Source organism: uncultured Microbacterium sp., assembly GCF_937927635.1.
In the GTDB taxonomy this organism is placed as follows: Bacteria; Actinomycetota; Actinomycetes; order Actinomycetales; family Microbacteriaceae; genus Microbacterium.
This window is the reverse complement of sequence record NZ_CALBRW010000018.1, coordinates 170,667-189,702: the sequence shown is the minus strand read 5'-3', so window position 1 is coordinate 189,702 and position 19,036 is coordinate 170,667. Positions and strand designations below refer to the sequence as shown.

Here is a 19,036-nt window from a genome sequence, read left to right as displayed (position 1 = left end):
GTTTCGACGCTGGCGGCGGATGCTGGTGAGTCGGCGTCGGAGACCGTGCACCGCGATGTGCGCGGCGGCCCCGGAACCGATGTCGGTCGCACGCCGTAGGCTGGACGGGTGACAGCAGCCCTCTACCGCCGCTACCGGCCCGAGACCTTCGCGGAGATGATCGGCCAGTCCCAGGTGACCGATCCGCTCATGACCGCGCTGCGCGGCGACCGCGTGGGGCACGCATACCTCTTCTCCGGCCCTCGCGGGTGCGGGAAGACCACGTCGGCGCGCATCCTCGCGCGCTGCCTGAACTGCGCCGAGGGCCCCACCGACACTCCGTGCGGGAAGTGCCCGAGCTGCATGGAGCTGTCCCGCAACGGCGGCGGGTCGCTGGACGTGGTCGAGATCGACGCCGCCAGCCACAACGGTGTCGACGACGCCCGCGACCTGCGCGAGCGCGCCACGTTCGCACCCAGCCGCGACCGCTACAAGATCTTCATCCTCGACGAGGCGCACATGGTCACGCCGCAGGGCTTCAACGCGCTGCTGAAACTGGTCGAGGAGCCGCCCGAGCACGTGAAGTTCATCTTCGCGACCACCGAGCCCGAGAAGGTGCTCGGCACCATCCGCTCGCGCACCCACCACTACCCGTTCCGACTGGTGCCGCCGGCGGCCATGCTCGAATACGTCGAGAAGCTGTGCGGCGAGGAGGGCGTGCAGGTCGAACAGGGCGTGCTGAGCCTGGTCGTGCGCGCCGGCGGCGGCTCGCCGCGCGACACCCTGTCGCTGCTGGACCAGCTCATCGCCGGTTCCGACCCTTCGACAGGCTCAGGGACCCAGACCCTGGTGACGTACGAGCGCGCCGTCGCGCTGCTGGGCTACACGCACGCGGCGCTGCTGGATGAGATCGTCGAGGCACTCGCCGCGGGCGATGCCGCCGCGGCCTTCCCCGCGGTCGACCGCGTCGTGCAGTCCGGTCAGGATCCGCGCCGCTTCGTCGACGACCTGCTGGAGCGCCTGCGCGATCTCATCGTCATCGCCGCAGTCGGGGAAGCGGGCGCATCGTCCGTGCTGCGCGGCCTGCCCGCCGACGAGATGCAGCGGATGCTGGCGCAGGCGGCGTCCTTCGGCGCCTCGCGGCTGTCTCGCACGGCCGACCTCGTCAGCCGTGCCCTCGACGACATGACCGGCGCCACCTCGCCTCGTCTGCACCTGGAGCTCATGGTCGCCCGCGTGCTGGCCGCAGCGCCGGCGGATGCCGCGGGCCAGGCATCACCTGCGACGCCCGCGCCCGCGGCACCGGCGTCTCCCGCGGGAACCGCGTCTCCGGCAACTCGCACTGCCGTGCACGAACCGGTCGTGCCCCCGACTGCCGCTGCGACCAGGTCGGCAGGAACGCCGGCGTCCGCTGCGGCACCTGCAGCGGCGGGCTCCGCCGCCGATTCCGCGGCCGCGCCTGCCTCCACGCCTGAGAAGCCGGGCACTGCTCCGCAGCACGGAACCTCCGCACCAGCCGCGACCGTGCCGGTTGTCGACACGTCGGCGCCCGCCGGTGCTGCGGCCGAGGGCGAGGCATCCGCCGCCGAACCCCGGCCCGTGGCCACTGCCTCTCCGGCACCGGCTGCGGCACCGGCATCCGAGTCCTCAGCTCCTGCGTCGGCCGCCCCCACGGCATCCGCTGCGGAACCCGCACCTGCCGCACCGGCCGGCCCCGTCACGTTCGAACGCATCCAGGCGTCGTGGCCGGCGGTGCTGAAGCGGCTGGAGTCCGTCAGCCGCACGTCGTGGCTGGTGGCCACGGGCACGCAGCCGCTCGGCTTCAATGCCGAGAAGACCGTGCTGACGCTGGGGTTCGCGAGCCCCTCGGACCTGACGAGATTCAAGGGCACCAAGCCCGGCGACGGTCCGTCCGACCACCTGCGCGCGGCCATCGAGCAGGAGCTCGGCATCACCGTGAAGTACCGCCCCGCGCCTCTTCCTCCGCAGGGCGGCGGTGGCAGCGCACGCGTCCCGTCCGGTCCTGCACCGACGTCGCCGAGCCGTCCTGCTCCGGAGCGCTCCGACGCGCACGGAGACGACGCCCCCGCAGCCGGCTGGGCCAACCCGATGGGCGACCCGTCGCCGGTAGGGGAAGCCGACCACCGCAGCGATCCGAGGAGCGGCTCCGCGTCGGTGCCCGCATCCGTCATGGAGTGGGCGGTCGCGACGATCCCGACCTCGGCGCCCGCCGAGAGCGCCGTGGGCACCGCGGATGCCGCGCCGACGGCGCGCACAGCACCGGCAGCACCCGCCGCGCCGGCCGCCGTGCAGCAGCAGTTCGCGGTGGATGAGGAGCCCGCCGAAGCCGAGGCCGCGGCATCCGCTCCTCCTGCACCTCCAACGGACGGCGCCATCGACACCCCGCCCGAGGACGACTACCCGCCGTTCGACGACGAGCCGCCCTATGACCCCGCCTACGATGCGCCCGTTCCCGACGCCGGAGCATCCCGCGCGCCCCGTCAGGCGCCCGCGGCGCATGCCTCCGCCCGTCAGGCGCCTGCCCGTCAGGCGCCTGCGCCGTTCGTCTCCTCGCACCGCGCGGCCTCCGACGGCGTCGAGCGCCGCGGCGAGGCCGTGATCCGCCAGGTGCTCGGCGCGAAGTTCCTCCGCGAAGAGCCCTACGAGCCCCCGACGAGGTTCCACTGATGTACGACGGCATCGTCCAGGAGCTGATCGACGAGTTCGGCCGGCTCCCCGGCATCGGGCCGAAATCCGCGCAGCGCATCGCGTTCCACATCCTGCAGACGCCCTCCTTCGACGTGAAGCGGCTCTCGGAGCTGCTGGTCGAGGTGCGTGAGCGCGTGCGCTTCTGCGAGATCTGCGGCAACGTGTCCGAGCACGAGCGCTGCGCGATCTGCTGCGACCCGCGCCGCAACCCCGAACTGATCTGCGTGGTCGAAGACGCCAAGGACGTCGCCGCGATCGAGCGCACCCGCGAATTCCGCGGCCTGTATCACGTGCTCGGCGGCGCCATCAGTCCCATCGCCGGCGTCGGACCCGACGACCTGCGCATCGCGCAGCTGATGACGCGCCTGGCCGACGGCACCGTGCAGGAGGTCATCCTCGCCACCAACCCCAACCTCGAGGGCGAGGCCACGGCCAGCTATCTCAGTCGACTGCTCACCAGCATGGACATCACCGTCTCACGGCTGGCCTCAGGGCTGCCCGTCGGCGGCGACCTGGAGTACGCGGACGAGGTGACGCTGGGGCGGGCCTTCGAGGGCCGTCGCCGCCTGTGAACGCGAACGCCGGATTCAGCCGCCGGGGCTGGATCCTGTTCGCCGTCATGGCGTTCGTGTGGGGCATCACCTACCTGTTCATCAAGGAGGCCGTCGACACGTTCGGCCCGCCGGCGGTGGTCTCCGGCCGTACGCTGCTGGGCGCGCTCGTGCTGCTGCCGCTCGCGATCCGCAGCGGAGCGCTGAGGGCGGCCTGGAAGCACTGGCCGTGGATTCTGGCCTTCGGAGCGGTGGAGATGGGCGGCCCGTTCCTGCTGCTCAGCCACGCCGAGACGCAGCTGCCGTCCGGGCTGACCGGTCTGCTGGTCGCCACCGTGCCGCTGTTCGCCGTGATCATCGCGCTGCTGCGCGGCGATCGCACAGCACTCGCTCCCATCCGTCTGGGCGGCCTGCTGGTGGGGTTCGCGGGCGTGGCCATCGTCGTCGCGGGTCCCGGACTGTTCCCGACCGAGCCCGCCAGCGCCTTCGCCATCGGCGAGATCATGCTCACCGCCGTGATGTACGCGATCGCGCCGTTCATCATCGCGCACAAGCTCGCCGACGTGCCCTCGATCGGCACGATCACCCTGGCCCTGCTCGCCATCGGCCTGGCGTACCTGCCTGCGGCCATCCTCACCCCGCACGAGCCGCCCACCCTGCGCTCGGCAGGCTCGCTGCTGCTGCTGGGCGTGGTCTGCACGGCGTTCGCATTCGTGTGCTTCTTCGCGCTCATCCGCGAGGTCGGTCCGGTGCGCGCGCCGCTGTTCACCTACATCAACCCGATCGTCGCGATCGTGCTGGGCACCGTGCTGGTGGCCGAGCCCGTCACGCCCGGCCTGATCATCGGCCTGCCGATCATCCTCATCGGATGCTGGTTCGCCGCCACCGGGGGACGCTTCAGGCCACGGGCATCCGAGGTCCCGTCCGGGCCCACCGCCTAGCCGGACTCGCCGGCCGTACCCGTCACATGCATCGGCGGGCATGGACCCGATCCGTACAATGTTCCTGGGCGGCTCCGCCCACCGTCCCCGGGAGTGAACGTGGCCCTGATCGTGCAGAAGTACGGCGGATCGTCCGTCGCCGATGCGGAGAGCATCAAGCGCGTCGCCAAGCGCATCGTCGACACCCGTCGTGCCGGCCACGACGTGGTCGTGGCCGTCAGCGCCATGGGCGACACGACCGACGAACTGCTGGATCTCGCGCACGAGGTGGCGCCCATCCCGGCGCCCCGTGAGCTGGACATGCTGCTCTCCAGCGGTGAGCGCATCTCCATGGCGCTGCTGGCCATGGCCATCCACTCGATGGGCTTCGAGGCCCGCTCGTTCACCGGCAGCCAGGCCGGCATGATCACCGACTCGCACCACGGCAAGGCCCGCATCGTCGACGTCACCCCGGTGCGCCTGCGCGAGGCTCTGGACGAGGGGGCGATCGTCATCGTCGCAGGCTTCCAGGGCTTCAACCGCGACACCCGCGACATCACCACGCTCGGCCGCGGCGGCTCCGACACCACCGCCGTCGCGCTGGCCGCGGCGCTGAAGGCCGACGTCTGCGAGATCTACAGCGACGTCGACGGCATCTACACCGCCGATCCGCGCGTGATCCCGAAGGCCCGCAAGCTCGACCACATCTCCACCGAGGAGATGCTGGAGCTGGCCGCCAACGGCGCCAAGGTGCTCTACATCCGCGCCGTCGAGTACGCGCGTCGGCAGCACGTCCTCATCCACGCCCGGTCCACGTTCTCGTCGGCCGAGGGCACCTACGTTCTGGGCGAGGGCATGAAGAACCCCCGCGAAACCGAGGGAGCAGTCATGGAAGAACCCATCGTCGCAGGCGTCGCCACCGACCTCAGCCAGGCCAAGATCACCGTCACGGGCGTGCCCGACGTGCCCGGCAAGGCCGCGGAGATCTTCAAGATCGTCTCCAAGTCCGGCGCCAACGTCGACATGATCGTGCAGAACGTGTCGGCGGCATCCACCGGCCGCACCGACATCTCCTTCACGCTCTCCAAGGCCGATGCGACCGCCACGCTGAAGGCGCTGGCGGCCGAGAAGAACGAGGTCGGCTTCGAGAACCTCATCCACGACGACCAGATCGGCAAGCTGTCGGTGGTCGGCGCCGGCATGCGCACGCACTCCGGCGTCTCCGAGATCCTGTTCGATGCGCTGAGCACCGCGGGCATCAACATCGAGATGATCTCCACCTCCGAGATCCGCATCTCGGTCGTGCTGCGCGGCTCCGATCTCAACTCCGCCGCACAGGCCGTGCACACCGCCTACGGGCTGGACAGCGAGATCGAGGCCGTCGTCCACGCCGGCACCGGCCGCTGACGGCATCCGCACGCCCGAGCGTCCACGTCCGTCCGGAATCTGTCCGTCTCCGGACGGATGTCGGCTCAGAACACGGATGCCGGTCGGATTGGAGCGTCTGAGCCGACATCCGTGCTTTCTGCCGACATCCGTCCCCGACGGACCACACGTCGGACGGATCGCTGACGGCATCCGTCACTCCGCATCCGCACCCCGGTGCGAGCGGGTAGACTCGCCGCAACCCTGACACCGGCGCCGGGCGCAGCATCCTCGGGGCTGAGCCTGGCGCACCGTCTTCACGCCAAGGACTTCTCATGACCCGTATCTCCGACTCAGGATTCTCGATCGCCGTCGTCGGCGCGACCGGACAGGTCGGCACCGTGATGCGCGAGATCCTCGCCGAACGCGCCTTCCCCGTCCGCGAGCTGCGGCTGTTCGCCTCCGCGCGCTCCGCCGGGAAGGTCATCGAGTTCCAGGGGCAGGACGTCGTCGTCGAGGACGTCGAGACGGCCGACCCCGCGGGCATCGACATCGCCCTCTTCTCCGCCGGCGCCACGGCCAGCCGCGCGTACGCGCCGAAATTCGCGGCTGCGGGCGCCGTCGTCGTCGACAACTCCAGCGCCTGGCGGATGGATCCCGAGGTCCCGCTGGTGGTCAGCGAGGTGAACCCGGATGCCATGGACGAGCGTCCCAAGGGCATCATCGCCAACCCGAACTGCACCACCATGGCCGCCATGCCGGTCATGAAGGCGCTGGACGCCGAGGCGGGCCTCGAGCGGCTCATCGTCAGCACCTACCAGGCCGTGTCCGGATCCGGACTCGCCGGTGCGCAGGAGCTGCTGGGCCAGGTGGAGAGCGCTGTCGCCCAGGGCGACACGCTGCGCCTCGTGCACGACGGCTCGGCCGTCGAGTTCCCCGCGCCCGAGAAGTACGTCGCCCCGATCGCGTTCGACGTGATCCCGTTCGCCGGCAACCTCGTCGACGACGGCGACAACGAGACCGACGAGGAGAAGAAGCTCCGAAACGAGAGCCGCAAGATCCTCGGTCTTCCCGACCTGCGCGTGGCCGGCACCTGCGTGCGCGTGCCGGTGTTCACCGGGCACTCCCTGTCGATCCACGCCGAGTTCGCGAACGACATCACCCCCGAGCGGGCCTACGAGGTGCTCGCCCAGGCGCCCGGCGTGGTCGTCGACGAAGTGCCCACGCCGCTGCACGCCGCGGGCAAGGACCCCAGCTTCGTCGGTCGCATCCGCGCCGACCAGTCCGCCCCCGAGGGCAAGGGCCTGGTGCTGTTCATCACCAACGACAACCTGCGCAAGGGTGCGGCGCTGAACGCGGTGCAGATCGCCGAGGAGCTCACGAAGCGCCTCGTGCCGGCATCCGCCTGACGCGGAAAACGGGGCGGATGCCGACGACTAGACTGGTCGGGTGACTGAAACCGTCGACGTCGTCTTGATCGGTGGGGGCATCATGTCCGCCACACTCGGTACTCTGCTGCACGAACTGCAGCCGGACTGGAAGATCGTCGCCTACGAGCGCCTCAGCGAGGTGGCCGAGGAGAGTTCCAACGCGTTCAACAACGCGGGTACCGGCCACTCGGCGCTGTGCGAGCTGAACTACACGCCGCAGGCTGCCGACGGCAGCGTCGACGTCAGCAAGGCGATCTCCATCAACGAGCAGTTCCAGCTCAGCCGCCAGCTCTGGTCGAGCCTGATCGACCGCGGTGTGCTCAGCGGCCCCGACACGTTCATCAACCCGACCCCGCACATGACCTTCGTGCGCGGCGAGAAGAACGTGTCGTTCCTGAAGACCCGCTACCAGGCGCTCAGCAAGCAGACGCTGTTCGCGGACATGGAGTACAGCGAGGACTCGCGCGTCATCAACACCTGGGCGCCGCTGCTCGTTGAGAAGCGTCTGAAGACCGACGCGCCGTTCGCCGCGACGCGGGTCACCGGCGGCACCGACGTGGACTTCGGCGCCCTCACGCGCCAGCTCTTCTCGCACCTGGCGGCCTCCGGCGCGCAGGTGCGCACCAACACCGAGGTGCGCTCCCTGAAGCGTCAGAAGGACGGCACCTGGCTGATCAAGAGCCGTCGCACTCTGGGCCACGCGCCCGCTGAGATCAAGGCGAGCTTCGTGTTCGTCGGCGCGGGCGGCTGGGCGCTCAAGCTGCTGCAGAACAGCGGCATCCCCGAGATCAAGGGCTACGGCTGCTTCCCCATCGGCGGGCAGTGGCTGATGACCAGCAAGCCCGAGATCGTGGCGAAGCACCACGCCAAGGTGTACTCGAAGGCCACGGTGGGCGCCCCGCCGATGTCGGTGCCGCACCTGGACACCCGCGTCGTCGACGGCAAGACGTCGGTGCTGTTCGGCCCGTTCGCCACGTTCAGCCCGAAGTTCCTCAAGAACGGCTCGAACTGGGACATCGTCACCCAGGTGCGCCCGTCCAACCTGTTCAGCATGCTGAAGGTCGCCGCCACCAACTTCGACCTCATCAAGTACCTGGTCAGCGAGCTGCTGAAGAACCACAGCCGCAAGGTCCAGGATCTGCGCGAGCTGATGCCGGATGCCAAGGACGAGGACTGGACGCTGCGCCAGGCCGGTCAGCGCGCCCAGGTCATGCACAACGGCAAGCTGCAGTTCGGCACCGAGGTCATCACCTCGGCCGACGGCTCCATCTCGGGCCTGCTGGGCGCCTCGCCGGGAGCCTCCACCGCCGTGCCGATCATGCTGGGACTGCTCAAGCGCTGCTTCGCCGACGAGTACGCCGGCTGGGAGCCGAAGCTGCGTCAGCTGATCCCCACGCTGGGGGAGCAGCTCAACGACAAGCCGGAGCTGGCGAAGGAGACGTTCGAGAAGACGTCCGCCGTGCTCTCGCTGCAGGGCTGACGGGCGCACCGTGGCGAAGCTGTACTTCCGCTACGGCGCGATGAACTCCGGCAAGTCGACGGCACTGCTGCAGGCCGCCTACAACTACGAGGAGCGAGACCAGCACGTGCTGCTGGCCAAGCCCGCCATCGACACCAAAGGCGCCTCGCAGATCGAGAGCCGGCTGGGCATGACCCGTGAGGTCGACTTCCTCATCGGCCCGGATGACGATGCGCGCGGGCTGTTCGCCGCGCAGCGCGAGCAGGTGCGGCGGGCGTCCGAGGATCATGCGGATGTCGCGTGCCTGCTCATCGATGAGGCGCAGTTCCTCACGCCCGAGCAGATCGACGACCTGTTCCGCATCGCGGTGCTGGACGGCATCCCGGTACTGGCCTACGGCATCCGCAACGACTTCCGCACGCATGCGTTCCCGGGCTCTGCGCGGCTGCTGGCCATCGCGCACACGCTCGAGGAGTTGAAGACCATCTGCCGTTGCGGCCGCAAGGCCGTGTTCAACGGGCGGAAGATCGATGGGCGATTCGTCTTCGATGGCGACCAGGTCGCGATCGACGGTGCTTCCGTCACGTACGAGTCGCTGTGCGGGAACTGCTATCTCGAGGAATCCGGCGGGGTGCTCGGCTGATCTTCTGATGCGGATGCCGTAGGTCGGATGGCGGATGCTGGCGCGCTGAGCTCAGTCCCACGGCCAGCGCGAAGCGTCGCTGGCGGCATCCGCTCGCTTCCGGCCGTGCGCAGGTCGGATCAGTCGGCGACGGGCGCGGGCAGCGCCGGAATGAGGGCGTCGAGTTTGTCGGCGGTGTCCTGCCAGCCCTCCACGGGCACGCAGGGCACGCCGATGGCGAGCACGGGGTAGTCGTTGCCGCCCTCGTCGAGGCGGTCGCCGTAGAAGAGCATCTCGGTCAGCGGGATGCCGGTGTGCTCGGCGAGCTGGCGCATGCCGTGGGCCTTGTCGATGCCCTGACGGGTGATGTCGATGCTGGTGGAGCCGCCGGAGCGGACCTCCAGACCGGGCAGCCGGGCGGCGACCGCGTCGCGCAGGGCGGCGCGCTTGGCGCCGTCGGGATCCCAGGCGCGCTTGGCGTCGCCGGGGGCCTGCTGGCCGAGGGCGGAGAAGGTGATCTGCGAGCCGCGGTCCTCGAGGATCTCGCCCCAGGGGTTCGGCTCCCACAGACCCAGGCGCTGGGCCTCCTGACGCAGGGCGCCCATGGCCGCGGTCTTCTCGGTATCGGTGAGGTCGTGGGCGTAGACGGCGGTGAAGTCGCTGCCGTCGTGGCGCAGGTAGCGGGTGCCGCAGGTGGGCAGCAGGTGAAGTCGCGCCAGATCGGATGCCGGTGCGTCGGCCAGCTGCGAGATGACCTGCGTGCGGAACTGCTGCTCGTTGCCACCGGAGATGATGGCGACGTCGACCCGCTGCAGCAGGCCGCACAGCAGACCTGCGATGCGGGCGTCGATGCGGGCCTTGGACGGGGCGAGCGTGTCATCGAGGTCGAAGGCGACCAGGCGCGGTGTGGGCATAGTGCCTCCAGCTTATTCGAGCATCGGGGTGCTCGCCGCTGCGGCAAGGGTGGGCTCGCCGCTGCGCGGCGTCGTGGGGAGAGGGCGGGGCAAAGTCGGAGTGCTCGCCGCTTCGCGGCATCGCGGGCGGGGCGGGGCAGCCCACCGCTTCGCGGCGTGCTGCTCTGTCGGCTTGCGTCGGGGTGCTTCCCCACCGCGCCCTCCACCCGCCGCTCGAATCCGAGATCGGGTTGTGTATCGGGAAGTGGCGGCGGGCGGAGCCTCCTGCGCGGCGGGGCCCCTCTGGCGTCCCGGACGAAACGCCGCAGGACCCCGCCCTCCGGGCGGGGTCCTGCGGCGTTGAGTCGGGGTGACAGGATTTGAACCTGCGGCCTCTTCGTCCCGAACGAAGCGCGCTACCAAGCTGCGCCACACCCCGTTGTTGCAACCGTTCGAGTCTACATGCGAGAAGGCCGTTACGACGAATCGGCCGGTCAGGCCGCGCGTGCCGTGAGGGTCAGCAGCGTCGCCTCGGGGCGGCAGGCGAAGCGCACCGGGGCGTAGATCGAGTGCCCGCAGCCCGCGCTGACGTTCAGCGGCACCGTACGGCCGCCGTGTGTCCACGTGCTCAGGCCCTTGGCCTGCTTCAGCGGGATGTCGCAGTTCGCCACCAGTGCGCCGTAGCCGGGCAGGCACACCTGGCCGCCGTGCGTGTGGCCGCCGAACACGGCATCCGCTCCCAGCTCGATGAAGCCGTTGAGCACGCGCTGGTACGGCGCGTGCGTGACACCGATCAGCGACGAGCCTGCAGGCCGCTCACCGAGCGCCTGCAGCGCATCGGGGAGAGCATCCAGGGCATCCCAGTCGCGATGCGCGTCGTCGACGCCGATGAAGTCGATGCTGGCGCCTGCGACCTGCAGCCGCGTGGCGGCGTTGTTCAGACCGTGCCAGCCCAGCTCGTCGGTGAAGAACGCATCCAAGGCATCCGTGTCCAGCGCGACCGGCTCACGCACGACCTTCGACGGGCCCGCGAAATACCTCAGCGGGTTGCGCGGAGCGGGCCCCAGCACATCGTTGGAGCCGTGCACGAAGACACCGGGAATCCCTGCCAGTGGGGCGAGGGCCCGGCGGATGCCGACGAGCCCGTCCTTGTGGCCGAGGTTGTCGCCGGTGTTGATGATCAGGTCGGGCTTGAGATCCGCGAGCGAAGCCAGCCACTCCTGCTTGCGGTGCTGCCAGGGCGCCATGTGCGCGTCCGAGATGTGCAGTACGCGAATCGGGCTGCTTCCGGGGGTGAGAGCGGGCGCCACCGCTTCACGGACGGTGAACAGGTAGCGCTCGATGCCTACACCCCACACCGTCGCCGCGACACCGGCGGCCCCCACCGCGCCGAGCGCGATGAGGGCCGGGTGAGCGGAGCCTGTGCGGCTCAATTCTCGGGGCCGCACGTGAGCGAGACCGTGGTGCCCGGGGGAGCCGGTGCGTTGGCTGCGGGGTTCTGCCCGGTCACGGGCGAGCCGCCCTTGCACCCCTGATCGCTCACCCCGAACCCGGCGCCCTCCAGCGTCGACTTCGCCTTCCCGAACTTCTCACCCACCACGTTCGGCACGGCTATCGCGGGCGGGTTGCCCGTGCTGGGACTCAGCGTCACGGTCGTGCCTCCCGCCACCCTGCCCGCGCCCGGAGTCTGCTCGGCCACGAGGCCCGCGGCGACCGTGCTGTCGACCGGTGCGCCGACCTGTACCTGGAAGCCGGCATCCTCGAGGGTCTTCGTGGCCTGTTCGACGGGCTGTCCGACGACGTTCGGCAGGTCCTCGTACGGCGTCTTCGTGAGCTTGTCGTCTGGCGGGGGGAACTGGTCACCACGCCCCAGCACCGCGTCGGCAGCGGCCTGCATGTCGCGGGCCACGGAATAGCGGATGTTCTCCAGCAGGTTCCCCTTGTACCACTTGCCCCAGATGTTCTCATTGGCGCCGATGTTGTTCCAACGGCCGATGTAGACCGCGGTTGCAGCCTTGGTGCTGGACTCGATCATCATCGTCGAGGAACGGTTGTTGGAACCAGTCTTGCCGAGCAGCGGAGTGCCATCGTGCGGATTGGCACGCGAGCCGGTCCCTCCCGGTGCCATCACACCCTGGAGCGCGTACGCGGCAGTGGCGGCGATCTCGGGCTCGATGACCTTGGTGCACGATGACTCCGGCAGCGGCATCTCCTTGCCGTCGGTGCCGATCACCTTGTCGATGGCCTTCGGCATGCAGTAGACGCCCTGGTTGGCGACTGTCGCGAAGGCGCTCGCCATCGAAAGCGGCGAGATGTACTTCGATCCGAGGACGTCGTACGCATTGTTAGTCGCGGTCACGCTCTTCCCATCACCCAGCGTCACGCCCATGCGCTGCGCGACCTTGTTGATGTCGCAGACGTCCAGCTTGGAGGCCATGGCGAAGTAGCCCGAGTTCAACGAGTCACGTGTGAAGCGCATCGGCGTTCCGAAGTAGCCGTTGCCGCCGCCGAAGTTCCCGATCGTGCGGGTGTCCAGCACCGGCAGCGGGCGTCCGCACGCCGTCATCTTCAGTCGCTGGTTCGTGCCGTTCACCCTCTCATTGACGGAGTGTCCATTCTCCAGCCAGTCGATCAGGGTGAAGATCTTGTATGCCGAGCCGACAGGGAAGCCGCCCTGCACCGTGTCCGAGGCGAACACCAGGCTGGTGTACGCCTGGTCGGCGGACGTCGTCTCGCGGAAAGTGGTGTTCTGCGTGATCGCCAGGATCCGGCCGGTAGCCGGCTGGACGGTCACGCCGGCACCGCCGAAGTACTTGTTGTCGTAGTTGGGCGGAACGCGATCGTGAAGCGCCTTTACCGCCGGACCCTGGATGCGCATGTCGAGCGAGGTGTACACCTTCAGACCGCCGCGCTTGAGCAGCTCCTGCCGCGCGGAACGGTCCTTTCCGAAGGCCTTGTCGGTTTCGATGATCTTCTTCACGTACTGGCAGAAGTATGCCTGGTCGACCGCCGCTGCACAGCCCTGGGTGGTGGGGTGGATGCTCGGGGTGATCGGCTCCGCGATGGCCGCGTCATGCTCTTCCTTGGTGATCTTGCCATCGATGCGCATGCGATTCAGGACGTAGTCCCGGCGGAACTTGGTGTCGGCGTAACCGTCGGCCTTGCTGTTGGTCGGCTTGCCGTTCTTCGACCAGGAACCGTCCTCCTTGTCGATGCGGAACCGGTTCGGGTTCTGCACGATGCCAGCCAGGGTGGCGGCCTGATTCAGCGTCAGCTGAGCCGCCGTGGTGCCGAAGTAGTAATTCGCGGCTGCTTCGATGCCGTAGGTCTGCCCGCCGAAGTTGGCGATGTTCAGGTAGCCCAGCAGGATGTCGTTCTTCGAGTAGTCCTTCTCGATCTGGATGGCGTAGCGCATCTCCTGCAGCTTGCGCTGCACGCCATCGGCGCCGACAGCGTTGGCGGCATCGTTCCAGCACTTGTTGAGCGCATCGGCATCGGAGGCGGGTACGTCCTGTTCGCACTGCTGGATCAGCACGTTCTTCACGAACTGCTGGCTGATGGTCGACGCACCGCGCGAGGAGGTGCCGCGGACGTTGTCGTAGACAGCCTTGACCGTCGCCCCCAGGTTCACGCCGCCGTGCTCGTAGAAGCTCTTGTCCTCACTGGAGAGGATCGCGTCGTACATGACCGGGGAGACCTGCTCGAACGTCACCGGCACGCGGTTCTGATCGTAGAACTTCGCGAGCTGGAACGGCTTGCCGTCGGTGCCGGTGCCGTAGAACGTGGTCGGCTCCATCACAGCGCCCGGGACGAGGCTGTTGGGAAGGTTCTCGAAGATCGAGAGGGCCTTCGAGCCGCTCACACCGGCGATGGCGATGGCGGGGGTGACAGCTGCCGTGGCCAGCATGCCGGCGATGGCCGCGAGGCCGACCATGCCCAGCAGGCCGCCGAGCACACCCTTCATCGTTCGAGTCTTATGGGGCATACGCTTGATCGTAGGGGAGTTCCCTGAACAGAAGCCCCGACGTGCGGTGCTCGCCGCGCGTCGACGACATGCAGGAGTGCCATGACAACGTGGGAGTATCTGACGACGCCGCTGGTGATCCACAACACGGCTGCGATCCTCAACAACTGGGGCAAGCAGGGCTGGGAGCTCGTACAGGTCATCCAGAATTCCGAGGGCGGCCTCGTCGCCTACCTCAAGCGTCCTGTCGGTGGCGAGAGCACGGCCAATGCCGGGCTCGCCGCCGCGGCAGAGGCCTCTCGTCAGTTCGAAGGAGAATAAGTGAGCATCGCAACCCGTCTTCAGGAGCTCGGCATCGAGCTGCCCGCCGTGGCAGCACCCGTCGCGGCCTACGTCCCCGCCGTCGCGCACGGCGGCCTGGTCTACACGTCCGGGCAGCTGCCGTTCGAAGGCGGTGAACTCCCCGCCACGGGCAAGGTCGGCGCCGAGGTCGACGCCGACGCGGCCAAGGGCTACGCCCGCACCTGCGCGCTGAACGCACTTGCGGCGGCGGCGGATGCCGCGGGCGGCGTCGACAAGCTGGCCGGCGTGCTCCGGGTGGGCGGCTTCGTGGCATCCGCTCCGTCCTTCACCGGTCAGTCCGGCGTGATCAACGGCGCCAGTGAGGTGCTCGGCGAGATCTTCGGCGATGCCGGCAGGCACGTCCGCGCCGCCGTGGGCATGGTGTCGCTGCCGCTGGACACCCCCGTCGAGGTCGAGGTCACGTTCATCCTCGCCTGAGTTCATCGCCGAGACCCCTCAGCAACGTCGAAACCCCTCCGGAATCTCGCGATTCAGGAGGGGTTTCGACGATCAGGAGGGGTCTCGACGATAGGGGAGGGCGCTACTTGACCTGGTCGGTGATGGTGCTCATCACCATCGTGTCGGCCAGCGTGGTGGTGTCGCCCACCTCACGGCCTTCGGCGACGTCGCGCAGCAGGCGGCGCATGATCTTGCCGGAGCGGGTCTTCGGCAGCTCGTTCACGATGTACACGTCGCGCGGACGGGCGATCGGGCCGATCTGCTCGCCGACCCAGGCGCGCAGCAGCTGCGCCAGGCCCTCGGGGGAGTTCTCTTCGAGGTAGCTCTGCTTGATGATCACGAACGCCACGACGGCCTGGCCGGTGGTCTCGTCGTTGGCGCCGACGACCGCCGCCTCGGCGGTGGCCTCGTGCGCCACCAGCGACGACTCGATCTCGGTGGTGGACAGGCGGTGCCCCGACACGTTCATCACGTCGTCGACTCGGCCCAGCAGCCACAGGTCGCCGTCCTCGTCGAGGCGCGCGCCGTCGCCGGCGAAGTAGTAGCCCTTGTCCTCGAACTTCTCCCAATACGTGGCCTTGAAGCGCTCCGGGTCTCCCCAGACACCGCGCAGCATCGAGGGCCACGGCTCGGTGATCACCAGCAGGCCGCCCTTGCCGTTGTCGACGACGTTGCCGTCGTCATCGGCGACGCTCACCGAGATGCCGGGCAGCGGCACCTGCGCGGAGCCGGGCTTGGCGGCGGTGATGCCGGGGAGCGGGCTGACCATGATGGCTCCGGTCTCGGTCTGCCACCAGGTGTCCACGATCGGGGCCTTGCCGCCGCCGATGACCTCGCGGTACCACATCCACGCCTCGGGGTTGATGGGCTCGCCCACCGAGCCCAGCAGGCGCAGGCTGGACAGGTCGAACTGCTGCGGGATCTGCCGGCCGGTCTTCATGAACGAGCGGATCGCGGTGGGCGCCGTGTACAGGATGGTCACGCCGTACTTCTGGATGAGCTCCCACCAGCGGCCCGGATGCGGTGCGTCGGGCGTGCCCTCGTACATCAGCTGCGTGCATCCGTTGGCGAGCGGGCCGTAGGTGACGTAGGAGTGGCCGGTGACCCAGCCGATGTCGGCCGTGCACCAGAACACGTCGGTCTCAGGGTGCAGGTCGAACACATACTTCTGCGTGTACGCGGCCTGCACCAGATATCCGCCGGTGGTGTGCAGGATGCCCTTGGGCTTTCCGGTGGTGCCGGAGGTGTACAGGATGAACAGCGGGTTCTCGGCGGGGAAGGACTGCGCCTCGTGCTCGGCGGATGCCTGCGGCACCACGTCGTGCCACCAGATGTCGCGGTCGGCATCCCAGTCCACCTCGTTGTCGCCGCGCTTGACGACCAGCACATGTTCGACGGTCTGCTGCTCGCCCTCGCCGTGACGGTCGCTGAGAGCCTGGTCGACGGCGGGCTTGAGCGCGGAGACCTTGCCCTTGCGCCATCCGCCGTCGGCGGTGATGACGAGCTTGGCGCCGGCGTCGTCGATGCGCGAGCGCAGGCTGTCGGCGCTGAAGCCGCCGAAGACGACCGAGTGGATGGCGCCCAGGCGGGCGACGGCCAGCATGGAGATGACCGCCTCGGGGATCATCGGCAGGTAGATGGCGACGCGGTCGCCGTGGCCGATGCCCAACTCCGTCAGCACGTTGGCGGTGCGCTTGACCTCGTCGGTCAGTTCGGCGTAGGTGATGCTGCGGGAATCCCCGGGCTCGCCCTCCCAGTGGATGGCGACGCGGTCGCCGTTGCCTGCCTCGACGTGGCGGTCCAGGCAGTTGTAGGCGACGTTGAGCTCGCCGTCGTCGAACCACTTCGCGAACGGCGGGTTGGTCCAGTCCAGCACCTTCGTGAACGGCTTGCTCCAGGTCAGCAGATCGCGGGCCTGCTCTCCCCAGAACGCGTCGCGGTCGGCATCCGCCTTCGCGTACATGGCCGGGTCGTCGATGGTGTGGGCTGCGAACTCCTCCGACGGCGGGAACTTCCGCGACTCTTCGAGGAGGTGGTCGATCTGGCTGCTCATGGCACTTCGCTCCTTTGCGCGGGCTGGTAGGTCGTGACGTGGCACGTCCCGGACACGGCGAATCTAGTCGGCGTCCTCGGACGAGGCCTACTGTCGAAAGTCAGTAGTGCGCGTCGTTTGCGCCGGGCTTCCAGCGTGCATACACTGACCTCAGCCGAATCTTATTCCGGCTTCAGCGCGCCCGATACCCCCGAACGCGGGTCGCGCGTGGGCGGCATCTCATTCCCCCCGTGAGGTGCCGCCCTTCGGTCTCCACAGGCCGATCCGCTGCCGTCGGGGCTCTGCTCTGCACAATCCCGAGTTCTTTCCGATTGTGCACAGGACGTGGGTTTCCGGGGTTCGCGGGTCGGTCGGCCGCTCTAGCGTCGTGGCATGCCTGATCCGTTCGTGCTCCGTCCTCGCACCGCTGTCGCAGCCTCTGCCGACGACTCCGCCGGTGCTCCCGTCGACCCCGCCTTCGGCGCGCTCGCCGAGCATGTCCGCGATTCGCGGGTGACCGACATCTTCGTCAACGGGGCCGGCGGACTGTTCGTCGATCGAGGTCAGGGCGCCGAGCGGATGCCGGAATGGCGGGCCTCCGAGCGAGAGGTGCGCGACCTGGCGGTGGCCCTGGTCGGGGCCGGTGGAAGACACCTGGATGACCAGTCGCCATGCGTGGACGTGCGGCTGAACGACGGCATCCGCGTGCACGCCGTGCTGGCGCCGATCTCGACATCCGGCACGGCGCTGTCGATCCGCGTGCCGCGCGTGCTGGGCGCCGACCTGGACGCCCTCGCGGCCACGGGCACCTTCGCCGTGGGTCAGCGGGAGTGGCTGCGGCGGCTGGTGACCGAGCGTGCGAACATCCTCATCACCGGCGGCACCGGCACGGGCAAGACCACTCTGCTCGCCGCGCTGCTGAGCGAGGTGGGGCCGGGGGAGCGGATCGTCACGATCGAGGACGTCGCGGAGCTGCGCCCCCGGCATCCGCATCACGTCTCGCTCGAGGCCCGACAGCCGAATCTGGAGGGCGCGGGCAGGATCACACTGGCCATGCTGGTGCGGGAGTCGCTGCGCATGCGCCCCGACCGGCTGGTGGTCGGCGAGTGCCGCGGCGAGGAGGTGCGGGAGCTGCTCACCGCACTCAATACCGGCCACGACGGCGGGGCGGGAACGCTGCACGCCAGCGGCCTGGAGGATGTGCCGGCTCGGCTGGAGGCGCTGGGCGCGCTGGCGGGGATGGATGCTGTGGCGCTGGCGCGGCAGGTGGTCAGCGCGTTCACGATCGTGCTGCATCTGGAGCGCGCCTCCGACGGTCGGCGGCGCATCGCCCGTGCCGGCAGATTCACGCTGGTCGGGGAGCGACTGGGGATCGAGGAGACAGAGCCGTGGTGATCTTCGCGCGGTCCCGGAAGGCGGATGCCGGATCCGCGGCGGCCGAGGCGGCTGCGGCCGTCCGCACCCTCGCCGTGCTGCTGCAGGCCGGGGCACGCCCGCTCACGGCCTGGCGGCACCTGGCCGACACCGGCGATGCGGTCGCGTCCCGAGTGACCGGCCGCTGCGATGCCGGTGCCGAGCTCGCCGGAGCCATCGACGCCGAGGGCGGCACCTGGTCGGACGTCGCCGCGGCCTGGGAGATCGCCTCGGTCGTGGGTGCGCCGCTGGCCGAGGTGCTGCGATCGCTGGCGGAGTCGCTGCAGGATGCCGCATCCGCCGCCGACGATGTGCGCATCGCGCTGGCCGAGCCCGCAGGCACGGCCCGGCTGCTGCTGTGGCTGCCGTTCGCGGGCCTCCTGCTGGGGTTCGCGCTGGGCTTCGACACCATCGGCGTGCTGGTCGGCAATCCGCTCGGGATCGCCTGCGTGGTGGCCGGACTCGTGCTGGTCGCGCTGGCCAGACTGTGGACCTCACGGCTGGTGCGGCGGGCATCCGTGCGACCGGGCACCCCCGGCATGCACGCCGAGCTGGTGGCTGTCGCACTCGCCGGCGGTGCGGGCATCCCGCGGGCACTGCGACTCGTGGAGCACAGCACCGCGCACCTGGTCGATGATCGGGCGGCGACGGATGTCGTGCTGGAGCTCTCGCGCTCGGCGGGCGTTCCCGCGGGGGCGCTGCTGCGGGCCTCGGCGGCTCAGCAGCGTCATCGGGCGCGTGTGCAGGGGCGCGTCCGGGCGGCCCGGCTGTCATCAGCGCTGCTGCTGCCGCTGGGCGCGTGCACGCTGCCGGCGTTCCTGCTGCTGGGCGTCGCCCCGCTCATGCTCAGCGTGCTGGGCTCCACGCCGTTGCCGATCTGAGGACGTGCTCCGGGCGA

Annotated in this window: 15 protein-coding genes and 1 tRNA gene; 11 read left to right on the top strand and 5 right to left on the bottom strand. The window is 69.4% G+C overall.

All coding sequences use genetic code 11. The features are described from left to right. The first annotated feature begins 108 nt into the window (after nucleotides 1–108). The 7 genes from Q0568_RS09335 (at nucleotide 109) to Q0568_RS09305 (ending at nucleotide 9,056) form a co-directional block, all read left to right on the top strand. Nucleotides 109–2,667 (top strand): DNA polymerase III subunit gamma and tau, encoded by a 2,559-nt coding sequence (locus tag Q0568_RS09335; RefSeq protein WP_298865689.1) that lies wholly within the window; start codon nucleotides 109–111, stop codon nucleotides 2,665–2,667. Beyond that, a complete protein-coding gene (gene recR / locus Q0568_RS09330; protein WP_298865687.1) occupies nucleotides 2,667–3,260 on the top strand; it encodes a recombination mediator RecR in 594 nt (197 codons plus the stop codon). Before Q0568_RS09335 ends, recR begins: the two co-directional genes overlap by 1 nt. Continuing rightward, nucleotides 3,257–4,180, top strand: a complete 924-nt coding sequence (locus tag Q0568_RS09325; RefSeq protein ID WP_298865684.1) for a DMT family transporter — start codon at nucleotides 3,257–3,259, stop codon at nucleotides 4,178–4,180. Before recR ends, Q0568_RS09325 begins: the two co-directional genes overlap by 4 nt. 99 nt (nucleotides 4,181–4,279) lie before the next feature. Then, the gene (locus Q0568_RS09320; protein ID WP_298866027.1) at nucleotides 4,280–5,566 is read left to right on the top strand and encodes an aspartate kinase; all 1,287 of its coding nucleotides are present in this window, start codon (nucleotides 4,280–4,282) and stop codon (nucleotides 5,564–5,566) included. 293 nt (nucleotides 5,567–5,859) lie between these two features. Next, on the top strand, nucleotides 5,860–6,933 hold the full coding sequence (locus tag Q0568_RS09315) for an aspartate-semialdehyde dehydrogenase (protein WP_298865682.1): 1,074 nt from the start codon (nucleotides 5,860–5,862) through the stop codon (nucleotides 6,931–6,933). An 82-nt stretch (nucleotides 6,934–7,015) separates the two neighbouring features. Then, nucleotides 7,016–8,434: a malate dehydrogenase (quinone) gene (gene mqo, locus Q0568_RS09310; protein WP_298866025.1), complete on the top strand. Its 1,419-nt coding sequence runs from the start codon at nucleotides 7,016–7,018 to the stop codon at nucleotides 8,432–8,434. A 10-nt stretch (nucleotides 8,435–8,444) separates the two neighbouring features. Next, nucleotides 8,445–9,056: a thymidine kinase gene (locus tag Q0568_RS09305; RefSeq protein ID WP_298865680.1), complete on the top strand. Its 612-nt coding sequence runs from the start codon at nucleotides 8,445–8,447 to the stop codon at nucleotides 9,054–9,056. Nucleotides 9,057–9,175: 119 nt separating this feature from the next. Here Q0568_RS09305 and Q0568_RS09300 read toward each other — a convergent pair whose 3' ends face one another. The 4 genes from Q0568_RS09300 to Q0568_RS09285 form a co-directional block, all read right to left on the bottom strand. Further along, the gene (locus Q0568_RS09300; RefSeq protein ID WP_298865678.1) at nucleotides 9,176–9,949 is read right to left on the bottom strand and encodes an HAD-IIB family hydrolase; all 774 of its coding nucleotides are present in this window, start codon (nucleotides 9,947–9,949) and stop codon (nucleotides 9,176–9,178) included. Between the two features lie 344 nt (nucleotides 9,950–10,293). Further along, nucleotides 10,294–10,367 (bottom strand) — tRNA-Pro (locus tag Q0568_RS09295). A 55-nt stretch (nucleotides 10,368–10,422) separates the two neighbouring features. Beyond that, nucleotides 10,423–11,361, bottom strand: a complete 939-nt coding sequence (locus Q0568_RS09290; RefSeq protein ID WP_298865676.1) for a metallophosphoesterase — start codon at nucleotides 11,359–11,361, stop codon at nucleotides 10,423–10,425. Further along, the gene (locus Q0568_RS09285; protein WP_298865674.1) at nucleotides 11,358–13,892 is read right to left on the bottom strand and encodes a transglycosylase domain-containing protein; all 2,535 of its coding nucleotides are present in this window, start codon (nucleotides 13,890–13,892) and stop codon (nucleotides 11,358–11,360) included. The genes Q0568_RS09290 and Q0568_RS09285 overlap by 4 nt, the downstream gene beginning before the upstream one ends. 102 nt (nucleotides 13,893–13,994) lie before the next feature. On the opposite strand from Q0568_RS09285, the gene Q0568_RS09280 reads away from it, so the two are divergent. Further along, complete coding sequence (locus Q0568_RS09280) at nucleotides 13,995–14,213, top strand: DUF4177 domain-containing protein (protein ID WP_298865672.1); 219 nt, start codon at nucleotides 13,995–13,997, stop codon at nucleotides 14,211–14,213. Further along, nucleotides 14,214–14,672, top strand: coding sequence for a RidA family protein (locus tag Q0568_RS09275; protein ID WP_298865670.1), 459 nt, complete (start codon nucleotides 14,214–14,216; stop codon nucleotides 14,670–14,672). Between the two features lie 103 nt (nucleotides 14,673–14,775). Here Q0568_RS09275 and acs read toward each other — a convergent pair whose 3' ends face one another. Continuing rightward, entirely contained in the window at nucleotides 14,776–16,746 is a 1,971-nt protein-coding gene (gene acs, locus Q0568_RS09270; RefSeq protein ID WP_298865669.1) for an acetate--CoA ligase, read from the bottom strand. Nucleotides 16,747–17,118: 372 nt separating this feature from the next. Between acs and Q0568_RS09265 the strand changes: the two genes are divergently transcribed. Together Q0568_RS09265 and Q0568_RS09260 are read left to right on the top strand one after the other, a co-directional pair. Then, a complete protein-coding gene (locus tag Q0568_RS09265; RefSeq protein WP_298865667.1) occupies nucleotides 17,119–18,120 on the top strand; it encodes a TadA family conjugal transfer-associated ATPase in 1,002 nt (333 codons plus the stop codon). Continuing rightward, on the top strand, nucleotides 18,114–19,019 hold the full coding sequence (locus Q0568_RS09260) for a type II secretion system F family protein (RefSeq protein ID WP_298865665.1): 906 nt from the start codon (nucleotides 18,114–18,116) through the stop codon (nucleotides 19,017–19,019). The genes Q0568_RS09265 and Q0568_RS09260 overlap by 7 nt, the downstream gene beginning before the upstream one ends. The last annotated feature ends 17 nt before the right edge of the window (nucleotides 19,020–19,036 follow it).